The sequence below is a fragment of the Luteimicrobium sp. DT211 genome, assembly GCF_049844995.1.
Lineage (GTDB): Bacteria > Actinomycetota > Actinomycetes > Actinomycetales > Cellulomonadaceae > Luteimicrobium.
Genome location: NZ_JBNCMC010000007.1, coordinates 1 through 21,747, shown reverse-complemented (window position 1 = coordinate 21,747; position 21,747 = coordinate 1). Strand labels below are relative to the sequence as shown.

Genomic DNA, 21,747 nt, shown 5'->3' with positions numbered 1-21,747 from the left:
GGATGGAAGACCGCGCGCACCCCTCCGGCCCCGCCGGCCCCAGCCACCGCGCACGACGGACCGGGGGCCCTGAGCTCAGCCGCGGCCGGTGAGCGACCAGGCGTCGGTGTCGTCGTCGGACGCCTCGTCGGAGCCGTCGCCGTAGTCCCGCGCGACGGGCGGACGTGACGCCTCGACGGCGTCCACCGGCCCGTCGCCGTCCGCCTGGTCGTACACGCCCCCGCCGGCGGCGGGCTCGCCACGCAGCATCGCGAGGGTCCCCGGCAGGTCGTCGGGGGTGACGAGCACCTCGCGCGCCTTGGAGCCCTCGGAAGGGCCGACGATCTCGCGCGACTCGAGCAGGTCCATGAGGCGGCCGGCCTTGGCGAACCCGACGCGCAGCTTGCGCTGGAGCATCGACGTCGAGCCGAACTGCGTGGTCACGACGAGCTCGGCGGCCTGCAGCAGCAGGTCGAGGTCGTCGCCGATGTCCTCGTCGACCTGCTTCTTGGTCGCGGCCGCCGCGGTCACGTCCGGGCGGTACACGGGCTTGAGCTGCGCCTTGACGTGCTCGACGACGGCGTGCACCTCGGACTCGCCGACCCACGCACCCTGCACACGCATGGGCTTGGCCGAGCCCATCGGGAGGAACAGCGCGTCGCCCTGCCCGATCAGCTTCTCGGCCCCGGGCTGGTCGAGCACGACCCGCGAGTCGGCGAGCGAGCTCGTGGCGAACGCGAGCCGCGACGGCACGTTGGCCTTGATGAGGCCCGTGACGACGTCGACCGACGGGCGCTGCGTCGCCAGCACCAGGTGGATGCCGGCGGCGCGTGCGAGCTGCGTGATGCGCTGGATCGACGCCTCGACGTCGCGCGGCGCGACCATCATGAGGTCCGCGAGCTCGTCGACGACGACGAGCAGGTACGGGTAGGGCGCGATCTTGCGCTCGGAGCCGGGCAGCGGCTTGACCTTGCCGGCCCGCACGGCCGCGTTGAAGTCGTCGACGTGCTTGTACCCGAACAGCGCAAGGTCGTCGTAGCGCGCGTCCATCTCCCGAACCACCCAGTCGAGCGCCTCGGCGGCCTTCTTGGGGTTCGTGATGATCGGGGTGATGAGGTGCGGGATGCCCTCGTAGATCGTCAGCTCGACGCGCTTCGGGTCGACGAGGATCATCCGGACCTGGTCCGGCGTGGACCGCATGAGGATCGACGTGATCATCGAGTTCACGAAGACGGACTTGCCGGCGCCCGTGGCACCCGCGACGAGGATGTGCGGCATCTTCGCGAGGTTCGCGACGACGTACCCGCCCTCGACGTCCTTGCCGACGCCGATGACCATGGGGTGCTCGGTGCGGCGGGCCGCGCTCGAGCGTAGGACGTCGCCGAGCGCCACGGTCTCGCGGTCGGTGTTGGGGATCTCGATGCCGATCGCGGACTTGCCGGGGATCGGCGACAGGATCCGCACGTCGGCGCTCGCGACCGCGTACGCGATGTTGTTGGACAGCGAGGTGATCCGCTCGACCTTGACCTTCGGGCCGACCTCGACCTCGTAGCGGGTCACGGTCGGGCCGCGCGTGAACCCGGTGACCTGCGCGTCGACGTCGAACTGCTCGAACACGCCCGTGAGGGACTCGACCACCCGGTCGTTCGCCGCGGAGCGCACCTTGTGCGGCGGCCCCTTGACGAGCACGTCCTCGCTCGGCAGCAGGTACACCGTCTCGCCGTCGAACATGGGCTGCTCGCCCTTGGGCAGGGGCGGGCGGTCCGCGGGCGGGGCCGGCGGCGGCGGGGGCACGTGCGCCTCGACGGCCGCCTCGACCGGGGTCGCGATCGCCTGGGTCGGCGCGTCGTGCGGATCGACCGGGGGCTTCGGGGACGCGCCCCGGCGACGCTTGGCCGGCTCGGGCACGTGCTCGATCTCGGCCGCCTGCTCGAACGCCTCGTCGCCGGCGTACCCGGCGAGCCGTGCCGTCTCCTCGGCCTCCGCGCGCTCGCGCTCCTTGCGCTGCGCCCGCGTCTCACGCTTCTTGCGGCCCGGCCGGGCGTCGTCGTCGGTGCCGTCGTGGCGCGAGACGCCGTCGGCGAGCTCGAGCCCGTCGTCCGGCTCCCACGCCTCCTCGTCCCGCTCGGAGCCCGTGAGCATGTGGTAGGCGGAGCGGAACCGCGCCGGGATGGCGTGGACCGGCGTCGCGGTCACCACGAGCAGCCCGAACAGGCCGAGCAGCACGAAGATCGGCACGGCGAACCAGGGCGTCAGCGCCGTCGCGACCGGCGTCGCGAGCAGGTAGCCGAGCACGCCGCCCGCGTCCCGGACGCCGTCGAACCCGTCGCGGGGCGCGGGGAGGTCGTCGGCGATCGCGACGAGCGCGCACACCGACGCGACGACGAAGGTCACGCCGATCGCGACCCTCCCGTTCGCCTGGGCGCGCTCGGGATGGCGCATGAGGCGCACCGCGATCCACAGCAGCAGCACGGGCACCGCGACCCCGACGACGCCGAACGTCCCGGCGACGACCGCGTGCACCCCGTCGCCGAACCCGCCGGCGATCCCCCACCACTCGCGCGCCGCCACCACGACGGCGAGCGCGACGAGGAAGAACGCGACGCCGTCGCGCCGGTGGGCCGGGTCGAGGTCCTTGGCGCCGTGCGAGATCCCGCGAGTCACCCCGCCGAGGCCGTGCGCGAGGCCGAGCCAGACGCTGCGCACCGCCCGCACGGGCCACGCGGGCTGGCGCGCGGCGGGGCGCGACGTCGTCGTGCGGCCACGGGCCTTGGACGAGGACGTGCCCTTGGAGGCCGCCGTCCCCTTCGACGCCGGGGTGCGGGAGGACGCGGGCTTCGACCGCGACGACGACGCGCGCGTGGACGACGCGGCCGACCGTGCCCGCGGGGGCGCACCCGTCGCGCGGGTGGGCGTCGCTCGCGAGCCACGGGATGAGGGCGTACGTGCTGCCATGATGCGCTCCACGCTAGCGGGCACGTCCGTGATCAGCGGTCAGGCGCGCCGTCGTCAGCTCGCGAGAGCGCCGCGAGCCCGTCCAGGACGCGCGCGAGCCCCAACCGCCACGGGCGGTCGGGGCCCGTGGGGCGAGCGGTACAGCCAGTTCCGCGACCCGAACGGGATCGTGGGAGCTCGTTACCGGGGTGCGAGCCGGCAGCCGGCACGCCCGTGAGACGCCGCGAGCGGCGCCGTCGGACCTTCCGACGACGCCGCTCGCGTGCTGGTTGGGGCGCTCAGGCCTCCACGACCACCGGCACGATCATGGGCCGGCGCCGCAGCTTGGTGCCGGCCCAGCGGCCGACCACGCGCCGTATCACCTGCTGGAGCTGGAACGTGTCGGTCGCGCCCGACGCGATCGACTCCTCGAGCGCCTTCGACACCTGGGGCAGGATCCCGTCGAAGACCTTGTCGTCCTCGGCGAGGCCGCGCGCGTGGATCTGCGGCCCGGCGATGACCTTGCCCGTGCCGGAGTCGACGACCGCGAAGACGGACACGAAGCCCTCCTCGCCGAGGATGCGGCGGTCCTTGAGCTCGGCCTCCGTGATCTCGCCGATGCTCGACCCGTCGACGAACACCAGCCCGCACGGCACCGCGCCCACCACGGACGCCTTGCCGTCGACGAGGTCCACGACGACGCCGTCCTCGGCGAGCACGACGCGCTCCGGCGGGACGCCGGTCTTGACCGCGAGCGCCGCGTTGGCGACGAGGTGGCGCACCTCGCCGTGCACGGGCATGACGTTCTTGGGCTTGACGATGTTGTAGCAGTAGAGCAGCTCGCCCGCGCCGGAGTGCCCGGAGACGTGCACCCGGGCGTTCCCGCTGTGCACGACGCGTGCGCCGAGGCGCGTGAGCCCGTTGATGACCCGGAAGACGGCGTTCTCGTTGCCCGGGATGAGCGAGCTCGCGAGGATCACGGTGTCGCCGGGGCCGACGCTGACGCGGTGGTCGTGGTTGGCGATGCGGGACAGGGCCGCCATGGGCTCGCCCTGCGAGCCCGTGCACATGAGGACGATCTCGTCGTCGCGGAGCTGGTCGACCTGCTTGAGGTCCACCAGCACGCCCTCGGGCACCTTGAGGTAGCCGAGGTCGGCCGCGATGCCCATGTTGCGGACCATGGAGCGGCCCACGAGGGCGACCTTGCGGTCGTGCCGGTAGGCGGCGTCGAGCACCTGCTGCACGCGGTGGACGTGCGAGGAGAACGACGCGACGACGATGCGCTGCTCGCTGGCCGCGAAGACGGAGTCGAGCACGGGCCCGATCTCGCGCTCCGGCGTGACGAAGCCCGGGACCTCCGCGTTGGTCGAGTCGACCATGAAGAGGTCGACGCCGCGCTCCCCGAGCCGCGCGAACGCGCGCAGGTCGGTGATGCGCCCGTCGAGCGGGAGCTGGTCCATCTTGAAGTCGCCCGTGTGCAGGACCGTCCCCGCACCGGTCGTCACGGCCACGGCGAGCGCGTCCGGGATCGAGTGGTTGACGGCGACGAACTCGCAGCGGAACGCGCCGAGCTGCTCGACCTGGCCCTCCTTGACCGCGAGGGTCACGGGCTGGATGCGGTGCTCCTTGAGCTTCGCCTCGACGAACGCGAGGGTGAGCTGCGACCCCACGAGCGGGATGTCGCGGCGCAGGCGCAGCAGGTAGGGCACGGCGCCGATGTGGTCCTCGTGCCCGTGCGTGAGGACGATCGCCTCGACGTCCTGGAGGCGGTTCTCGATGTACCCGAAGTCGGGGAGGATCAGGTCGACGCCAGGCTGGTTGTCCTCGGGGAAGAGGACGCCGCAGTCGATGATCAGGAGCTTGCCGTCGTACTCGAGGACGGCCATGTTGCGGCCGACCTCGCCGAGGCCGCCGAGCGCGACGACGCGGAGCGCCCCCTTCGCGAGCGGAGGGGGCGGGGCGAGCTCGGTGTGCAGGTGTGTCATCGGGCGACCTCCGGGGCCGGTTCGTGCTGGGAAAGGGCTGTGTCGTTCTGGCGAGCGGTCCGGTCGAACACCCCGGCCCTCTCGATCGCGGCGCGCACGGCGGCGGCCTCGGCGTCGGTGGCCTGCACGTTGGGCAGGCGGAGGTGGCGGTTGCCGGCGAGGCCGAGCGCCTCGACGGCCGCCTTGGCCATGACGGCCTGGGCGCCCGCGCCGTTGAGCGCGTCGACGACGGGCACGACCCGCCGGACGATCGCGAGCGCGGCGGCGTGGTCGCCGGCGTCGAACGCGCGGACCGCCTCGGCGAACTCGCGCGCGACGACGTGCGTGCTGACGCCGACGATGCCGCCCGCGCCGACGGACAGGAAGGGCAGGAGCAGGGCGTCGTCGCCCGAGTACCAGGCCCAGCCCGTCGCGGCGATGAGCTTGAGCGCCCCGGCGACGTCGCCGGTCGCGTCCTTGGACGCGACGAAGCTCTCGTGCTCCGCGAGCCGCTCGTAGGTCGCGGGGGCGATGCGCAGACCCGCCCGCCCGGGGATGTCGTAGACCATGACCGGGAGGTCCGTCGCGTCGGCGACCGCCACCATGTGCCGGTAGAGGCCCTCCTGCGTGGGACGCGAGTAGTAGGGCGTCACGACGAGGAGCCCGTCCGCGCCCGCCGCCGCGGCCTGCTCGGCCATGCGCACCGCGTGGTCCGTGTCGTTCGAGCCGGCGCCAGCGACGACGTGCGCCCGGTCGCCCACCGCGTCGACGACGGCGGCGACGAGGTCCGCCTTCTCCTGCGCGTGCGTCGTCGGGGCCTCGCCGGTGGTGCCGTTGAGGACGAGCCCGTCGTTCCCCTCGTCGACCAGATGGCGGGCGAGGTGCGCCGCGGCCTCGAGGTCGATCGCGCCGTCGGGCGTCATGGGCGTGACCATCGCGGTCAGGACGGCGCCGAACGGGCGGCGCGGCGCATCGGGCGCGGTGCGGGGGGCCATGGGCCCAACCTACCGCGGGAGGCGCCGGATCCTGGTGCCCGGATCCCCTCCGGACCAGGGCGCCCGGCTCCCCCCTGCCTGGTTCCGGCCTCGGACGGATACTCGGAGGGACAGGCCACGACGGCCCGAGGAGGCGCACCATGACCGTCCAGCAACCCGTCCTTCCCGCACCCGGAGCCGCTCCCCTGCCGCCCGACGTCGCGGCCCACGTCCCGACCGGGCTGCTCGTCGGTGGGAGGTGGGGACCGTCGTCGTCGGGCGAAACGTTCGAGGTCGCCGACCCCGCGACCGAGGAGGTGCTGTTCGACGTCGCCGACGGCACCGCCGACGACGCGGACCGGGCGCTCGGCGCCGCGTGGGACGCCTGGCCGGCCTGGCGCGCCGTCGCCCCGCGCGAGCGCTCGGAGCTCCTGCGGGCCGTGTTCCAGCGGGTGGTGAACCACCGCGAGGACTTCGCGGCCCTCATCACCGCGGAGTGCGGCAAGCCGCTCGCGGAGGCGCGCGCCGAGGTCGACTACGGCGCGGACTTCCTGCGCTGGTACGCGGAGCAGGCCGTCCGGTTCGACGGCCTGTACCGCCCGGCGCCCGCCGGCGGCGCCCGCCAGCTGGTGTCGCGGCGACCCGTCGGGCCGGTGCTCCTCGTCACGCCGTGGAACTTCCCCATCGCGATGCTCACGCGCAAGCTCGGCCCGGCGCTCGCGGCCGGCTGCCCGGTCGTGATCAAGCCGGCGCGGCTCACCCCGCTCACGACGCTCGCGCTCGCCGAGATCCTGCGCTCCGAGCTCGCCGACCGCGACCTGCCCGTGGGCGTGGTGAACGTCGTCCCGACGTCGTCCGCGTCCACCGTCACCGGGCCGCTCCTCGTCGACCCCCGGCTGCGCAAGCTGTCGTTCACGGGGTCGACCGCCGTGGGCCGCACCCTCCTCGAGGCGTCCGCGGGCCAGGTGCTGCGCACGTCCATGGAGCTCGGCGGCAACGCGCCCTTCCTCGTGTTCGAGGACGCGGACGTCGACGCCGCCGTCTCCGGGGCGCTCGTCGCCAAGCTCCGCAACACGGGCCAGAGCTGCGTGGCGGCCAACCGCTTCCTCGTTCACGACGCCGTCGCCGACGAGTTCGCCTCCCGGCTCGCCACCGCCGTCGGGCAGCGCCGGATGGGCCGCGGGACCGAGGAAGGGGTCGACGTCGGGCCGCTGATCGAGGCCTCGGCCGTCGACAAGGTCGGCGGCCTCGTCCAGGACGCCGTCGACGACGGCGCCCGCGTCCTCGTCGGCGGCGAGCGCCCCGGCGGCCCCGGGTACTTCTACGCGCCCACCGTGCTCGGGGACGTCCCGCCCGACGCCGCGATGCTGCGCGAGGAGATCTTCGGCCCCGTCGCGCCGGTCACGCGGTTCGGGTCGGACGAGGAGGCCCTGGCGCTCGCGAACGGGACCGAGTACGGGCTCGTCGCGTACGCGTACACGCGCGACGTCGGGCGGGCGCTGCGGCTCACCGAGGAGCTCGAGGCCGGGATGATCGGGATCAACCGCGGGCTCGTGTCCGACGCGAGCGCGCCGTTCGGCGGCGTCAAGCAGTCCGGGCTCGGCCGCGAGGGCGGCGAGGCCGGCATCGAGGAGTACCAGGAGACGGTGTACGCGGCGGTCTCCGTCTGAGGTGCCCGCACGCCCGCGGCGGGACGACGTCGCCGAGGTGTACGGGCCGCCCTACCTCGGCGGACGACCACGGACACGACGACGCCCCGGGTCCCTCGTGAGGACCCGGGGCGTCGGCGCACGTCCGATCAGGACATCTTGGCCACGATCTCGTTGAGCGTGAGCCCCCGGTACGACGTGACCGCCTTGCTGAAGTGGTCGGCCGTCGTGTTCTGCGCGAGGTAGTTGGTGACGACCCACTGCAGGTCGGCCGCGTCGACCGTCCCGTCGTGGTTCACGTCGTCGGCCCGCGTCGACGTCCCGGCGGCCTTGTAGATCGCGTACGCGTCGCGGACGTCGATCACGTCGTCGCCGTTGACGTCACCGGCGACCATGGCCGGCACGGTCGAGAGCGACTGCCCGGCGATCCCGCCGTCGAGGCTCTTGCCCGTCGTCAGGTCCTCGTACCAGGTGAAGTGGCCGGGCACCCGGACCTCGAGCCGGTAGGGCGTGAGGCTCGGGGCGAGCCCGGACGCTCCGGTCCGCGCCGTGCTGTCGAGCGTGAGGTCCTTCCGGGTGCCGTCCGGCGCGACCAGGGCGGCGGTGATGCCGTCCAACGCGTAGTCGCGCTTCGAGTCGAACGCGCCCGCGTCCGTGAGCAGGGCCTGCGCGGCGGGCCGCGCGCTCACCGACGCCGTCGGGTTGCGCATCGTGACGGCGCCGAAGAAGAACGTGTTCAGCGGGGCCTTGGCGCCTGCCGTGGTCGTGCCGTAGGAGCCCGCGCTGTCGAGCGACGCGGACGCCGTCCAGGCAGCCGGGTTCGCCCTCACCTTGTAGGTGAAGGTCACGAGCGGCGCACCGTCAGCCGTCACCGGGTCACCGGTGAACGACATGGCCGCAGTTCCGAGCGCGCCCTGCCCGCTACCCGAGGTGGTCAGCGTGACGTCCGACGCACCCAGCGCCTTCGCCTGGGGCGTCGGCGCGGCCGACACGAGCTCGAGGTTGCGGGCATCGTAGCGGACCTGCGACGTGAACGCCTTCCAGTCCGTCATGCCGTGCGCCGTGATCGTGTACGTCACGGTGTCACCCGGGCCCGCGGAGCCCTTGTCCGCCGAGCCCACCACGTAGAGCGTGCCCTTCTTGACGACGTGGACGAGCCGCGTCGTCGCGAGGTTGCCCGCCGCGTCCTGGGGCCACAGCCAGACGTTGGCCGCAGGCGCCGACACCGGCAGAGCGATCGTCCCGTCGACGACGCCCTTCGCGTCGGCCCGCGTCGTGCCCTCGGGCGTGAACGAGCTGTACTGCGACCACAGCACGCGCCCGGAGGACTGGTCGAGCGAGATGCCGGCGTGCTGGATGGCCGGGACCTCGGCGTCGTCGAGCGTGCCCGAGACGTGGAACGTCGCGTCGTCCGCGGCGCGCTCGACGACGTACGGCTGGGCCGGGTTCGTCGCTGCGTCGAGGCCGTCGTCGTAGGCCGGGGCCTTGGTGTCGACGTAGATCGGCTCACGCTTGGTGTACTGGTTGCCGTACGCGTCCGTCCCGACGATCACCAGGCGGTACGCGCCGTCCGTGAGCCAGGCGCCGCGCTGGTCGAAGGGGCTGACGTCGTCGCCCGTGACCGGCAGGTAGTGGCCCTGGATGTCGAACGTGCCGAGCATGGTGTCGGACGGCAGCCCGACGGTCGACGCGCCGGCCACGTAGCCGAGCAGCGTGCCGTCCGTCTTCTCGACGAGCGCCTCGACGCTGCGCAGCTGGCCCTCCATCACGAAGTCGAACTGCGCCTGGCCGCTGTCGGCCTGGCCGGCGCCGGTGCCCTGGTTCGTGCTGAGCACGGACTTGAGCATGTCGATGTCGCCGAGGCCCGTCTTCACCACGCGGAGCCCGAACGGCACGTGGACCTTCGTCCCGCCGCCCAGCGCGGGCTTCAGCGTGACCGTGCCCTCGTAGTACCCGGCGGCCGCCGTCTTCGGGGCCGTCAGCAGGACCGGGAGACGCACGGACCGGTGCGCGGGCACGACGAGCAGCGGCAACGTCGTCAGCCGGACCTTGTTGGCCTTGGCGTCGGAGGAGACGCCGCCGCCGGTCCCGAACGCGACGTCGACGCTGTAGACGACGGCGCGGCTCGAGTCGTTGCGCACGACGACCGTGCGCGACGCCTTCGCGGCCCTGCCCAGCGCGAACGTGCCGAGGCTCAGCGCGCCGGTCGGGTCGTCGACCTGCGTGACGGTCCCGTCGGGCTGCAGGTAGTCGGCGGTCCCCTGGACCGTGGCCGAGACCGTCGCGTGGACGGCGGCGTAGGGGTCGATCTGGCCCGCGCCCTCGTCGAACACCGAGTAGTCGGCCCCGGCGAGCGGCACGGCCGTGTTCATGAGGGCCGTCTTGACCTCGGCCGGCGTCATGCCCGGGTGCGCCTGGAGCAGCAGCGCGGCTGCCCCGGCGACGTACGGGGTGGCCATCGACGTGCCCTGCAGGCGCGCGTAGGCGTAGGTGTAGTCCTGCCCGGTGTGGTCGACGACGTCCGCCGGGATCGAGGACAGGTAGGCGACGCCCGGGGCGGTCACCTCGGGCTTGATCGCGTCGGTGCCGTAGACCGGGCCGCGCGAGCTGAACGACGCGAGCGAGTCGCCCCCGAGCGTGAACGTGCCGTCCGCGGCGAACGCCACCTGCGCCCCGGTGGCCATCGCCGCACGCAGGGCTGCGCCGTCGGCGGCGGTCACGGAGAACGTCGGGACGAAGGTCTGGCTCTCCCCGAGGTAGTAGGGGATGTGGCCCTCGGTGGCGTTGTCGTCGACGAGCAGGACGCCCGCGGCGCCCGCCGTCGCGGCCCGCAGGACCTTCTCGTTGAGGGTGATGCCGCCGCGCTGGACGACGACGACCTTGCCCTTCACGTCCTTGCCGGCGTACCCGGCTGCTGTGCCCGTGCCGACGTCGACGAGCGGGTGGCCCGTGCCGTCGGTCAGGGACGCGAGCTCGCCCGAGTAGGTCTGGGCCAGCACGCGGACGTGGGCCGTCGCCGTGCCGACCGTCGCGGTGAACGCGGGCAGCTCGAGCGGGGTGTCGTTGGCGCCGACCGTCAGCGCCAGCGGAGCGGCGCCCGGCGAACCGAGCGTGTACGAGCCCGGGCCGGAGTTACCGGCCGCGATCGCGGTCGTGACGCCGGCGAGCGCGAGGTTGTCCGCGGCGGTCGACTCCGGGTTCAGGGGGTCGTTGATCGCCGCGCCGAGCGACATGTTGACGACCTTCACGCCGTCGTCGAGCGCGCGACCCATGGCCGAGATGATCGCGCTCGTCGAGCCGCTGCCGTACGGGCCGAGCACGCGGTAGGAGTAGAGCTGCACGCCGGGCGCGACGCCGTGCGCGCCGATCGCCTTCGAGGCCGCGGCCTGCCCCGCGATGATGCCGGCGACGTGGGTGCCGTGCTCCGTGTAGTAGGTCTCGCCGCCGGAGTTCGTCTCGACCTGGCCGGACGCCTTCCACTGGGCGTAGGTGGTCTCCATCGGGTCGGAGTCGTGGTCGACGAAGTCGTACCCGCCCGCGTAGACCGCCTTGAGGTCGGGGTGGTCGTAGTCGATCCCCGTGTCGATGATGCCGACCTTGACGCCCTTGCCCGTCACGCCGTCGCTGTGAAGCTGCGTGATGCCCTGCGCGATGTCCGTCTGGCTGCGCGTCGTCGACGCCGCGGTCGGCTTCGTCGTGGTGACGGCCGTCGTGGTTGCGGCCGCCGCGGCCCCGACGTCGGTCGCGACGTCCTGCACGGTGACCGTGGCGTCGGGCCACACGCCCGCGACCTCGTCGGAGTCGAGGAGCGTGGCGACGTCGTCGCCGGGGAGCGTCATGGCGACGCCGTTGAACGCGTCCGTGTACGTGGTGGCGACCTTGTACTCGGGCGTGCTGCGCGCCTGGGTCGGGAGGAGCTCAGTCAGGTCCTTCGAGAACCGGTCGTGGGACGCCTTCACGGCTGCGTCGGCCTCGGCCTTGCTCTGGTCCTGCCCGGCCTCGGCGGCCAGCAGGCGCGACGTCTCGGCCGGCTGCTGCTTGAAGCCGACGATGACCTTGACCGGGTCGTCGCTCGACAGCGCCTTCTTGGCCTTCGCGTCGTCGAAGTGCAGCGCCCCGACCTGCTGGCCGGCGACGCGGTCGAGCGCCGCCCGCTCGTCGCTGTCGAGGCCGCTCAGGAGCCGCTGGGCCGTCGTCGGGTCGGGCTCGGTGCCGCCAGCGGCCGCCGCGGCCGGCAGCACGCCGCCGACGAGCGCGGAGGCCAGCAGCGCGGCCAAGGTGCCGCGCGCTCTTCCTCGGGTTGTCACGATGGGGTCTCCTGGGTGTCTGGCCTGGTGTCTGGCGGGTGACGAGTCGGTGTCCAGGAAAAGGCTCGCATCGGTTCGAACCGATCCGGCTCGTGGGGGCTGGCGAGAACCTGCCATGTCCGGAACGCGCCAGCGCCTCCCCCGGTCGGGGGAGGCTCGCCCACCGGTGCGGTGTGGTGGCGCCGTCGCGTGATGTCGGATCATGTCAGGCGTGAGTGCCATCGCCCCGACCGCCGAGCGCGCACGCCCGGGCGCGCGGAACCTGTGGACGTGGCTGGTGCCCGGCGCGCTGGCGCTCGTGACCGGCGTCCTGGTGCTCCTCACGCCACTCATCCCCGTCGTGGGCACGCCGATCGATTGGACGCTGTCCGGTATCCGCGGCCCCGTCGCTTCGGTGCTCGGCGACGGGCGTGGCGGCTTCTACGCTCTCTCGGCGTTCGCCAGCATGCTCGCGATCGTGGGCGTCTCCGTCTCACGGCGCTATCCCGTGCTCGCCACGATCCTGGTCACACTCCCGTTCCTGACCATCCCGACGACCGACTCGTACCAGCGCGCGTGGCTGACTGCGGCCCTAGCGGTGGGCGTCGTGATCGCCTACGACGCGCCGCGCCGCGCGGTTCCCGCCGTCGCGGTCACGGTCGTCGTCAGCGTCGTGTTTGCGACTCTGAACGTCTACGAACTGGTCCCGTCGCACCCCTCGGCCACGGTCGCGGGCTACGACTGGGGCGGCCGGTTGGTGACGCTCGGCACCTACGTGGGCGTCGTCGCCGTCGCCGTCGGCGGGTCGTCGGTGCTCGGCTTCGCCCGCCGCACCCGAGCCCGCAGCGACGAGGCCACGGTGCTCATGCAGCGTGCCACCGAGGTCGAGTCGGCCGCGGCGGAACGGGCGAGACTCGCGCGCGACCTGCACGACGTCGTCGCCCACCACATCTCGCTCGTGGTCGCCAGGGCGGACGGCGCACCCTTCCAGTACCCCGGTATCGACGACGACGCGCGGACTGTGCTGAAGGCGATCGGCCAGGACGCGCGGGGCGCGCTGGGCGAGCTGCGCCTGGTGCTCGCGGTACTGCGCCGCAGCGAGGACGCCGATCCTGACGTGCGCGCTCCGCAGCCGACCGCCGCGGACACGCTCGCGCTCGTCGAGCAGGCGCGCGAGGCAGGCCAACAGGTCACGCTCGCGGACGGCACTTCCGATGTCGCGGCATCGCTCCCCGTGCCTGCGGGGTACGCGCTCTACCGCGCCGCGCAGGAGGCCCTGACCAACGCGCGGAGGCACGCCCCGAACCAGCCGGTCGGGCTCGCGCTCACGCGCGTCGGCGACGTCGCCGGTCTGACCGTGACGAACCCGGTCTCTCCAGGCTCGGCGGCTACCCACGGTGACGGTGGCGGACGGGGGCTCATCGGCATGCGCGAGCGCGTCGAGGCGCTCGGCGGCGCGCTCGCGGTCGGCGCGAGCGACGGAGTCTTCCGGGTCGTCGCCACGATCCCGCTCGACCGGCAGGCGGTGATCTCGCGATGACGACCGTCGTGGTCGCCGACGACCAGCCCGTCGTCCTCGCGGCGTTCGCGGCGATCATCGACGCCGCTGACGGGCTCGACGTGGTCGGCACCGCGCCCGACGGAGCGAGCCTGCTCGAGCTCGTCGGGCGCACCAAGCCGGATGTGGCTGTCGTCGACGTCCGGATGCCTGTGCTCGACGGCATCGGCGCCACCCAGCTCGTCGCCGAGCGGCACCCGGGCACGCGCGTGCTCATCCTCACGACGTTCGACCTCGACGAGTACGTCTACGACGCGCTCCGGGCCGGGGCGAGCGGATTCCTGCTCAAGGACGTCGGACCCGAGCGGCTCGTCGAGGGCGTGAGGCTGGTCGCCGAGGGGTCGATGCTCCTCGGACCGGGGGTGACGACGAGGCTCGTGCACGACTTCGTCGCCCGCGAACCCGCACGCGCCGCACTCCCCGGGCTCGACGACCTCACGCCCCGCGAGCACGACGTGCTCCTCGCGATCGCCGAGGGCCTGTCGAACCCGGAGATCGCGCGCAAGCTGTTCATCGGAGACCAGACCGTGAAGTCCCACGTGTCCGAGATCCTCCGCAAGACCGGGCAGCGGGACCGCATGCAGCTCGTCATCGCGGCCTACCGCAGCGGCCTCGTCGCATAGCCTGCCGCTCCCCAAGAACGCGGGGTGATCTCCCCCGGTCGGCGGCCCAAGATCCCGCCGCCGCGGGTGTCGCCCAGCGGGTCCCGGACGCGAGGCTCGAGGCATGACCTCGACCCGTCCTGCCGCGTCCGCGCTCGCTGCGGTCCTCGCCATCGCACTCGCCGGCGCGCTGGGCGCCTGCTCGCACGACGCGCCCGCTCCCGTGAGCGGCCTCGACCTCACGGCCGACGTCGACCTCACGCACGGGACGGTCGTCGAGCCGATGGACCGGTTCCGCGACAGCCCGGAGGATGACGCGGTCACTGCGGACGCCCAGCAGGTCGCCATGACGCTGTGCGCCAAGAAGCGGGGGGTGACGTGGGACCCGTACTTCGCGGACTCCAGGTACGACCTTCGTGTCGGGCCGGTCGAGGGTCCGTGGGTCGAAGCGAACGCGAACAAGTTCGGCTTCCTGAAGCCGTCGTCGCCCACGGACGTCCAACGCCAGACCCACCCTGACAGTCCCGAAGCCCAGCGGCTGCCCGGCGAGAAGGGCTCGCCGAACGCCACCCTCGACGACGCCCAGCAGAAGATCGTCCAGGCATGCGCGGCCGGCCCTGACGCGACGCGGTTCGACCTGAGCCGACTCACTCCGCAAGGCCCGTGGGACCTCGCTCTCCAGACCGCACACGAGAAGACCTTTCCCACCGTGGACGATCACAGCGCCACCTCCGACGCGACCCGCCCCGTCGAGGACGACTACGACGCGTGCCTGCGGTCGGCCGGCGTGGAGCCGGACCCCGACCGGCTCGGCTGGGCGAAAGGCGCCGACCCCTCCGTCCTCGATGCGCAGCAGATCTCGCTCGCGCTCACCGTCGTGCGCTGCAAGGCCCAGGTGCGCTACGCACAGCGGCTCGCCGACATCGAGGCGAGGCTCGAGGCCCCGATCGTCGAGAAGTACTCCCACGAGCTCACGGCACGCAAGGCGAAGATCGACGGCGTCGTCGCGGACGCGAAGAAGTACCTGGCGGCGAGTCCTGACGTGCGACCGACCGGGTGAGTAGCCGTCACCCAGTCGAGGGGGGGCGAAGTTCCCACCAGCGAGCCCTCTGGCATCCCCTGACACCACAAACAACTCCCCCCATCGGCGGCTACCTCGGCCAATCATCTGACGCCAGGATCTGACGTGCGCCTCAAGTACCGGCGCAGTCGGTCGGGCGTTACGAAAGGACAGCAATGGGAATCAGCAAGAAGGCGGTGGCTCTGGCCGTCGCATTCGTGGGCATGCTGCTCGTCGGAATCGGTGCGGCCGTGCCGGCACAGGCGGCAGCGGACTGCAACGTCGGTTACACCTGCCTCTGGATGGAGGACAACTACTCGGGAACGTACATCGGCAAGTCGGCCGATTACGACAGCCTCGTCGGGACCAAGCTCAACGACACGACGAGCTCCGCGGAGGCGAACGGCGGCTCCTGCAGCTCGACCTACTACTACGACACCTCGACGAGGAGCGGCGCCTACTTCTACCTCAACAGCAAGTCCCTCGTGACCGCAAACTATCAAGACCCCAACCTGACTAACGGAGCAGGCAAGGGAACCAACGCGGGCGAGAACTGGGACAACCGGATCAGCAGCTACAAGTTCAGCGGCTGCAGCAGCTGACATGTTTCCGGGGCCCGAGGTCCAGTGCCTCGGGCCCCGGGCTCCGGGCCCCGGAGACCGTTCTCCTCAGGTGCAGATTGGATACACATCATGCAGCCAAAGTTCCACCAGCGGCTCGTCATGACAATCGTCATGACATCTCTGGCAAGCATTGCCCTCAGTTCGTGTTCAGCCCATGACTCGAATGCTGATGGACAGAACAGCGTAGAGACGAGACTCGACAAGAAGCTCGGGATAATCCGTTTTCCAGTCGAGCAGTTCGCGGTTTCCGCGGATGAAGATGAGACTCTCACATCGGCCTACACCATCAAAGTCGCTGAATGCGCTAACGAGCAGGGGGTTCGGTTCTACCCGTCTGCACCGACCCACGATATCGCGAACATCACGTCGAACTACTTTGGGGTCTGGGTCAAAGAATACGCCGAGAAGTATGGCTTTGTTGGCGCCCAGTCGGACGCCGACCTCGTAGCAAACGGCATCAAGGGAGCTCCACATGTCACCCACCGCGGCACGCTTGCGTCCCGAAACAACGGCAAGCTAACCGACGGGGAATGGAACGTGGTGGACGCTTGCCACGCGCACGCCAAGGCGTTCGACTCGCGCACAATCGCTCCAAATGGCCCATGGGCGAAGGCCGCGAACGCCGCCACGGACAGCGCTCTCGCGAGCGAGGCAGCCGAAAAGGTGGAGTCGAGTTACGACGCCTGCCTCGAGGCAGCAGATCTCGATCCCGACCCTGGCAACCCCGGCTTTGTCAGAGGCTCCGACGTCAACGTCATCTCACCCCAGCAGATCGCTCTAGCCCTTAAGGTCGTCTCCTGCAAGACACAGGTCCATTACGTCGAGAGTTTGTCGGCACTCGTCGCCGACGCGCAGGCACCGACCGTCGCGAAATACCACAAAGAGCTCGTCGCGCAGCGGCAGCGCATCGACGCCGCGCTCGTGAAGGCGAAGAAGGTCATCGCGGACTACCAGCGCGACCACCCGGACTTCAAGTGACCCGCCACCTTGCCCGCGACAGCGCCGCTCGGCTGCCGGGCGCTCGCTCGCGATCCCGTTGGATCGCCATCTGGGTCGGCACGTGCGTCGTCGCCATGGCGGCGGCGTTCGCGACCGGGACGTTCGTCCACTCCCCCTGGGAGGAGGCGACCAGCGCGAGCGTCGACCCCGTCGTGACGGCGGCGGTCGCGATGCGCTCGTTCCCCGCCCAGGTCCCCGAACTGACCGGGACCGTGTCGGCTGGCTCCACCCTGGAGGTCAGCGTCCCGGCCTCGGACGGCGGCCGCAGCGTCGTCACGCAGGTCGATGCGAAAGCTGGCACGCGGCTGGCGCCCGGCGACGCGCTCGTCGAGGTCTCGGGCCGGCCCGTGATCGCTCTCGCGCTGCCCTTCACCCTCTACCGGAACCTCACCCCCGGGATGAGCGGCCCTGACGTCCAGGCGCTGCAGCACGCGCTCGCGACCCTCGGGCTCTACCGCGGCACGCCCGACGGCACGTACGGTGCGGGCACGTCCGCCGCCGTCCGCGGCCTTTACTCCCGCGCCGGGGTCACGGCACCCGCACCGTCCGCCGACGCGCAGTCCGCGCTCGACGACGCGGAGCAGGCCGCAAGGTCGGCACAGCAGGGCGCGGCAGACGACGCAGGCGACAGCGTCGACGGCGTGGCCGGGGACGCGGCACAGCACGACGCCGGCACGTCCGACGCCCACGCCTCCGGTGCCGACCTCGCTGCCGCGCGCCGCGCCGCCGACACCCCGCTGCCCTACGCGGAGATCGTCGACGTCCCGACCGCCGGAGCACGCGTCGTGGCGGTGAAGAAGGTCGGCACGCTCGTCGACGGCTCGGTCGCGACCCTGCGCGTCGGCACCCCGACCGCGAAGGCGCGCGTCGACGTCGGGCAGGCCGAGACCTTTGCCGAGGGCGCGAGGGTGACGGTCGCGGACGTCGCCGCCACCGGCGACCCCGTCCACGCGACGGTCACGAGCGTGAGCGCGTTCAAGAAGGCCAGCGCCGACGACAGCGACTCGACCCCAGGCTACGACGTCGCGATCGAGCTCCCCACGGGCAAGAACGCCGCGTTCGAGGACGGTGACAAGGTCGTGATCCGGTCCGCCGGCGCGAAGGCCAAGGCGGCCAACGGCCTTACGGTGCCCGTGGTCGCGCTGCGCCAGGATCATGACGGCACCTACGTCCTCGCGACCGGAGGTTCAGCCTCGACCTCAGCTTCAGGCCTTGCGCGGGGCTCACTGCGCCACGTCACCGTCACGGTGCAAGCCGAGCTCGATGGGTACGCCATGGTCACGGGCGACGGGCTCGCCCAGGGCGAGAAGGTCGTCGTCGGGGGCGCGTCATGACCGCGCCCGTCCTGCGCGCCGCCGCCGTGACCCGGACGTACGCGCCCGCGGGCGACGTCCGGCCCGTGCATGCGCTGCGCGGCGTGGACCTCGAGGTCCGCGCGGGCGAGCGGGTCGCGATCGTCGGTCGCTCGGGCGCCGGCAAGTCGACGCTCCTCAACATCCTCGGCCTGCTCGACGAGCCGTCGTCCGGCAGCTACGCGCTTGCCGGCCACGAGACCGCCCACATCACGCACGCCGCCCGCGACGCCCTGCGCGCCGACGTGCTCGGGTTCGTGTTCCAGGACTCGCACGTGCTCGGGCACCGCACGGTCGCGGAGAACGTCGAGCTCAAGCTCGCCGTCGCGCGGGTGCCGAGCGCCGAGCGCGCCGCCCTCGTCGCCGATGTCCTCGCGCGCGTCGGGCTGACGCACCGCGCCGGCTCGCTCGGACGCCTGCTTTCCGGCGGCGAGAAGCAGCGGCTCGCGATCGCCCGCGCGATCGTCACGCAGCCCCCCGTGCTCCTCGCCGACGAGCCGACCGGCAACCTCGACGGCGCCAACGCCGACACCGTGCTCGGACTCTTCGACGAGCAGGCCGCCCGCGGCACAGCCGTGGTCGTCATCACCCACGACCCGCGCCTCGCCGCCTGGGCGGACCGCGCCCTCGTGCTCGACGCCGGTCACCTCGCTCCTGCGGCGGTCGCGGCATGAGGGCGGCCGAGCGCTGGGGCGACCTCGTGCGCGACGTCGTCGTCGAGCTGTCCGCGCGCCGTTCTCGCAGCCTGCTCATGCTCGCCGCCGTCGCGCTGTCCACGGGAGCGCTCGTCGCGTCCGTCGGGGTCTCGACGACGGCGGCCCACCAGATCGGCGCGGACCTCGCCGCGTCGACGCTCGACCAGGTCACGGTGTCCGTCGCGCAGGGGGCGGCGGACGCCGAAGGCGGTGGCTCCGCCGAGGGGGGTGCCCCGGATGCCCCAGCCGGCGTGTTCCCCGCCGACACCGAGGCGCGCGCCACCGCCGTCCAGGGCGTCGTCGCTGCCGGGCGCCGCCTCGACCTGTCGGGACACGGCCCCGATACCGTCGCACCGGCGGCGGTGCCGTCCGGGACCGCCGCCGGTGGCGACGCCGACGCCATCCGCCATCTCACGGTCGCGGGCGTCGTCCCCGGCTACCTCGACGCCGCACATGACACCGTCGACACCGGCAGGGCGTGGCTGCTCGGCACCGACCAGACCGTCGCGTTCCTCGGGGTCGAGGCCGCGAAGGTGCTCGGGATCCCCGTCACCACCGACCCGACGGGCTACGCGATCTCCGTCGGCGGAACGACGTACCGCGTCGCGGGCTTCGCGCGCACCGAAGACGGCGGCGCGGACGTGTCCGGCACCGTCCTGCTCCCCTACGCGCGCGTGCTGGCCGTCGTCGGGTCCGACGGCGACGCTCAGCTCCTGGTGCGGACCGCACCCGGCGCCGGGGCAGGGGTCGCCGGCGTCATCCGTGTCGCCGTCCGGCCCGACGCCCCCGAACGGCTCGCCGCCTCCCAGGTCGAGTCGCTGGCTTCCCTGCGGCACGGCGTCTCGAACCAGCTCGGGCGGCTCAGCGCGTGGATCGGCGCGTTCCTCCTCGCGCTCACCGCCCTGCTGATCGCCAATGCCATGGTCGTCGCCGTCGTCGCACGAACCCCCGAGATCGGGCTGCGTCGCGCGCTGGGTGCGTCGAGGTCAGCGGTGTCCGCCGTGTTCTGGTGCGAGGGCGCGGTCACCGGATTCCTCGGCGGCGTCGCGGGGAGCGCCTTCGGGCTCGCTGCCACGGTCGCCGTGGCCGCCGCCAACGACTGGTCGGCCCGGCTCGCGCCCTGGTTGGCCGCCGTCGGGCCGGTCCTGGGCGCCGTCGTCGGGGTCGCTGCGTCCGCCTACCCGGCCCTGCGCGCCGGGCGCGTCAGTCCTGCCCTCGCCATCCGTGCCGACTGACCCGGGCGGGCATCCAGGGAAGGGCAGGCTCACCTTGCTACGATCACCCTCCCCGAAAACCAGGAGAGCCCCGTGGCCGACGTCCTCGACCGCCCGACCCCCGACTCTCCCGCGCCTGCCCGGCGCCGCCCGCCCACCATCGGGCTCGGCTACGCGATCTTCGCGTCCCGCTGGCTGCAGGCACCGCTGTACTTCGGCCTGATCGTGGCGCAGGCGATCTACGTGTGGCAGTTTATGAAGGAGCTCTGGCACCTCACCGAGGGCGTTTTCGCCGGCCACCACGGCGTGGACGAGTCCGACATCATGCTGTCCGTCCTCGGCCTCGTCGACGTCGTCATGATCTCCAACCTGCTCATCATGGTGATCATCGGCGGCTACGAGACCTTCGTGTCACGGCTGCAGGTTCAGGGCCACCCCGACGAGCCCGAGTGGCTCAGCCACGTCAACGCCAACGTGCTCAAGACGAAGCTCGCGATGTCGATCATCGGCATCTCGTCGATCCACCTGCTGCGCACCTTCATCGACTCCGAGCGCTTCACCGGCGAGCAGATGATGTGGCAGACGATCATCCACCTGGCGTTCGTGTTCTCCGCGCTCGCGCTCGCCTGGATCGACCGGCTCTCGCTCACCGCGCACCAGCGCGCCGCCAACGCGCGGCTCGGCGACGAGGCACCCGCCTCGCACTGAGAGTGGCCCGACCCCCGCGGCTGGGTAGGCTCAGCCCGTGCCCACCGCCCGCCCGACGACGCCGCCCGAGGAGCGCGCCGTCGTCCGGCAGGCGATCTCGGTGTCGGTGGCGACGGGGTTGTACGGCATCTCGCTCGGGGCGCTCGCGGTCGTGGCGGGCCTGTCGGTGTGGCAGGCCGTGGTGCTCAGCCTCGTCATGTTCTCCGGCGGGTCGCAGTTCGCGCTCGTCGGGATCGTGGGGACCGGCGGCTCGGCCGCGTCGGCCATCGCGACCGCCGGGGTCCTCGGCATCCGCAACGGCTTCTACGGCGTCCAGCTCTCGCCGTTGCTCGCGGTCCGCTCCTGGCGGCGGGTGCTCGCCGCCCACCTGACGATCGACGAGTCCACCGCCGTCGCGACCGCGCAGCCGACCGTCCGCCTCGCGCGCCTCGGCTTCTGGCTCACCGGCGCCGGCGTGTTCGTGCTCTGGAACGTCTTCGTCCTCGCCGGCGCGCTCGCCGGCAACGCGCTCGGCGACCCGAAGCGCTACGGGCTCGACGCCGCGGCCTCCGCCGCGTTCCTCGCCCTGCTGTGGCCGCGACTGCGGACGCCCGTCGCGCGTGTGGTCGCCGTGGGCGCCGTCGTCGTCGCCGTCGTCCTCACGCCCGTGGTGCCCAGCGGGGTGCCGGTCCTCGTCGCGGCCGCTCTCGCCGTCGTCGTCGGATGGCGGGTCCGCCCCGAGGAGCGCCCGTGAGCGGCACGACCATCTGGGTCACCGTGCTCGTCGCGAGCGCGGTGTGCCTCGCCCTCAAGCTCGCCGGCCACCTGGTGCCGGGGCGCTGGGCCGCGCACCCGCGCGTCGCCCGGACGGCGGCGCTCGTCACCGTCGCGCTGCTCGCGGCGCTCGTCGCCGTCCAGACCGTGGCCTCCGGCAAGGACCTCGTGATCGACGCGCGGCTGCCGGCGCTGGGCGTCGCGGCCGTGGCGCTCCTGCTGCGGGCGCCGTTCATCGTCGTCGTGGTGCTGGCAGCGCTCACCGCCGCGCTGCTGCGCGCCGCGGGCATGTCCTGACCGCGAGGTAGACCGGCGGCCCGTCTGTGATGTCTCACGACATCGTGGACGGTTCTGTCTCAGGACATCGTGGACGGTTGGGTGTCTCAGGACATCGTGG

At 72.5% G+C, this 21,747-nt stretch carries 16 protein-coding genes; 12 read left to right on the top strand and 4 right to left on the bottom strand.

The window, feature by feature from the left end; translation table 11 throughout:
* Positions 1 to 75: 75 nt before the first annotated feature.
* From ACLQ14_RS15420 to dapA, 3 genes are all read right to left on the bottom strand, one after another.
* On the bottom strand, positions 76 to 2,934 hold the full coding sequence (locus ACLQ14_RS15420; protein ID WP_425814574.1) for a DNA translocase FtsK 4TM domain-containing protein: 2,859 nt from the start codon (positions 2,932 to 2,934) through the stop codon (positions 76 to 78).
* A gap of 278 nt (positions 2,935 to 3,212) precedes the next feature.
* The gene (locus ACLQ14_RS15415) at positions 3,213 to 4,898 is read right to left on the bottom strand and encodes a ribonuclease J (RefSeq protein WP_425814572.1); all 1,686 of its coding nucleotides are present in this window, start codon (positions 4,896 to 4,898) and stop codon (positions 3,213 to 3,215) included.
* Complete coding sequence (dapA, locus tag ACLQ14_RS15410; protein ID WP_425814570.1) at positions 4,895 to 5,872, bottom strand: 4-hydroxy-tetrahydrodipicolinate synthase; 978 nt, start codon at positions 5,870 to 5,872, stop codon at positions 4,895 to 4,897. Before dapA ends, ACLQ14_RS15415 begins: the two co-directional genes overlap by 4 nt.
* Positions 5,873 to 6,012: 140 nt before the next feature.
* Between dapA and ACLQ14_RS15405 the strand changes: the two genes are divergently transcribed.
* Positions 6,013 to 7,521, top strand: a complete 1,509-nt coding sequence (locus ACLQ14_RS15405) for an NAD-dependent succinate-semialdehyde dehydrogenase (protein WP_425814568.1) — start codon at positions 6,013 to 6,015, stop codon at positions 7,519 to 7,521.
* A 128-nt stretch (positions 7,522 to 7,649) separates the two neighbouring features.
* Here the strand turns inward: ACLQ14_RS15405 and ACLQ14_RS15400 are convergent, their stop codons facing one another.
* Positions 7,650 to 11,807 (bottom strand): S8 family serine peptidase, encoded by a 4,158-nt coding sequence (locus tag ACLQ14_RS15400; protein WP_425814566.1) that lies wholly within the window; start codon positions 11,805 to 11,807, stop codon positions 7,650 to 7,652.
* A gap of 211 nt (positions 11,808 to 12,018) precedes the next feature.
* Between ACLQ14_RS15400 and ACLQ14_RS15395 the strand changes: the two genes are divergently transcribed.
* The 11 genes from ACLQ14_RS15395 to ACLQ14_RS15345 all read left to right on the top strand — a co-directional run bounded on the left by ACLQ14_RS15395 (position 12,019) and on the right by ACLQ14_RS15345 (position 21,647).
* Complete coding sequence (locus ACLQ14_RS15395) at positions 12,019 to 13,326, top strand: sensor histidine kinase (RefSeq protein ID WP_425814564.1); 1,308 nt, start codon at positions 12,019 to 12,021, stop codon at positions 13,324 to 13,326.
* On the top strand, positions 13,323 to 13,967 hold the full coding sequence (locus ACLQ14_RS15390) for a response regulator (protein WP_425814562.1): 645 nt from the start codon (positions 13,323 to 13,325) through the stop codon (positions 13,965 to 13,967). Before ACLQ14_RS15395 ends, ACLQ14_RS15390 begins: the two co-directional genes overlap by 4 nt.
* Before the next feature lie 103 nt (positions 13,968 to 14,070).
* Entirely contained in the window at positions 14,071 to 15,006 is a 936-nt protein-coding gene (locus ACLQ14_RS15385) for a hypothetical protein (RefSeq protein WP_425814560.1), read from the top strand.
* A gap of 176 nt (positions 15,007 to 15,182) precedes the next feature.
* Entirely contained in the window at positions 15,183 to 15,608 is a 426-nt protein-coding gene (locus tag ACLQ14_RS15380; RefSeq protein WP_425814558.1) for a peptidase inhibitor family I36 protein, read from the top strand.
* Between the two features lie 90 nt (positions 15,609 to 15,698).
* A complete protein-coding gene (locus tag ACLQ14_RS15375; protein WP_425814556.1) occupies positions 15,699 to 16,607 on the top strand; it encodes a hypothetical protein in 909 nt (302 codons plus the stop codon).
* 95 nt (positions 16,608 to 16,702) lie between these two features.
* Positions 16,703 to 17,962 (top strand): peptidoglycan-binding protein, encoded by a 1,260-nt coding sequence (locus ACLQ14_RS15370; RefSeq protein ID WP_425814554.1) that lies wholly within the window; start codon positions 16,703 to 16,705, stop codon positions 17,960 to 17,962.
* Positions 17,959 to 18,654, top strand: coding sequence for an ABC transporter ATP-binding protein (locus ACLQ14_RS15365; protein WP_425814552.1), 696 nt, complete (start codon positions 17,959 to 17,961; stop codon positions 18,652 to 18,654). The genes ACLQ14_RS15370 and ACLQ14_RS15365 overlap by 4 nt, the downstream gene beginning before the upstream one ends.
* Entirely contained in the window at positions 18,651 to 19,910 is a 1,260-nt protein-coding gene (locus ACLQ14_RS15360; protein WP_425814550.1) for an ABC transporter permease, read from the top strand. The genes ACLQ14_RS15365 and ACLQ14_RS15360 overlap by 4 nt, the downstream gene beginning before the upstream one ends.
* Before the next feature lie 72 nt (positions 19,911 to 19,982).
* Positions 19,983 to 20,597 carry a TIGR00645 family protein gene (locus ACLQ14_RS15355; protein WP_425814548.1) on the top strand — a complete coding sequence of 205 codons (615 nt, stop codon included), beginning with the start codon at positions 19,983 to 19,985 and terminating at the stop codon, positions 20,595 to 20,597.
* Between the two features lie 37 nt (positions 20,598 to 20,634).
* Complete coding sequence (locus ACLQ14_RS15350) at positions 20,635 to 21,330, top strand: AzlC family ABC transporter permease (RefSeq protein ID WP_425814546.1); 696 nt, start codon at positions 20,635 to 20,637, stop codon at positions 21,328 to 21,330.
* The gene (locus ACLQ14_RS15345) at positions 21,327 to 21,647 is read left to right on the top strand and encodes an AzlD domain-containing protein (protein WP_425814544.1); all 321 of its coding nucleotides are present in this window, start codon (positions 21,327 to 21,329) and stop codon (positions 21,645 to 21,647) included. The genes ACLQ14_RS15350 and ACLQ14_RS15345 overlap by 4 nt, the downstream gene beginning before the upstream one ends.
* Positions 21,648 to 21,747: the final 100 nt, after the last annotated feature.

What these genes read in the sequence shown, in the direction of transcription:
- ACLQ14_RS15420 (WP_425814574.1), bottom strand. Translation starts at nt 2,934, where the DNA reads ATGGCAGCACGTACGCCCTCATCCCGTGGCTCGCGAGCGACGCCCACC.
- ACLQ14_RS15415 (WP_425814572.1), bottom strand. Translation starts at nt 4,898, where the DNA reads ATGACACACCTGCACACCGAGCTCGCCCCGCCCCCTCCGCTCGCGAAG.
- dapA (WP_425814570.1), bottom strand. Translation starts at nt 5,872, where the DNA reads ATGGCCCCCCGCACCGCGCCCGATGCGCCGCGCCGCCCGTTCGGCGCC.
- ACLQ14_RS15405 (WP_425814568.1), top strand. Translation starts at nt 6,013, where the DNA reads ATGACCGTCCAGCAACCCGTCCTTCCCGCACCCGGAGCCGCTCCCCTG.
- ACLQ14_RS15390 (WP_425814562.1), top strand. Translation starts at nt 13,323, where the DNA reads ATGACGACCGTCGTGGTCGCCGACGACCAGCCCGTCGTCCTCGCGGCG.
- ACLQ14_RS15385 (WP_425814560.1), top strand. Translation starts at nt 14,071, where the DNA reads ATGACCTCGACCCGTCCTGCCGCGTCCGCGCTCGCTGCGGTCCTCGCC.
- ACLQ14_RS15380 (WP_425814558.1), top strand. Translation starts at nt 15,183, where the DNA reads ATGGGAATCAGCAAGAAGGCGGTGGCTCTGGCCGTCGCATTCGTGGGC.
- ACLQ14_RS15375 (WP_425814556.1), top strand. Translation starts at nt 15,699, where the DNA reads ATGCAGCCAAAGTTCCACCAGCGGCTCGTCATGACAATCGTCATGACA.
- ACLQ14_RS15370 (WP_425814554.1), top strand. Translation starts at nt 16,703, where the DNA reads ATGGCGGCGGCGTTCGCGACCGGGACGTTCGTCCACTCCCCCTGGGAG.
- ACLQ14_RS15365 (WP_425814552.1), top strand. Translation starts at nt 17,959, where the DNA reads ATGACCGCGCCCGTCCTGCGCGCCGCCGCCGTGACCCGGACGTACGCG.
- ACLQ14_RS15360 (WP_425814550.1), top strand. Translation starts at nt 18,651, where the DNA reads ATGAGGGCGGCCGAGCGCTGGGGCGACCTCGTGCGCGACGTCGTCGTC.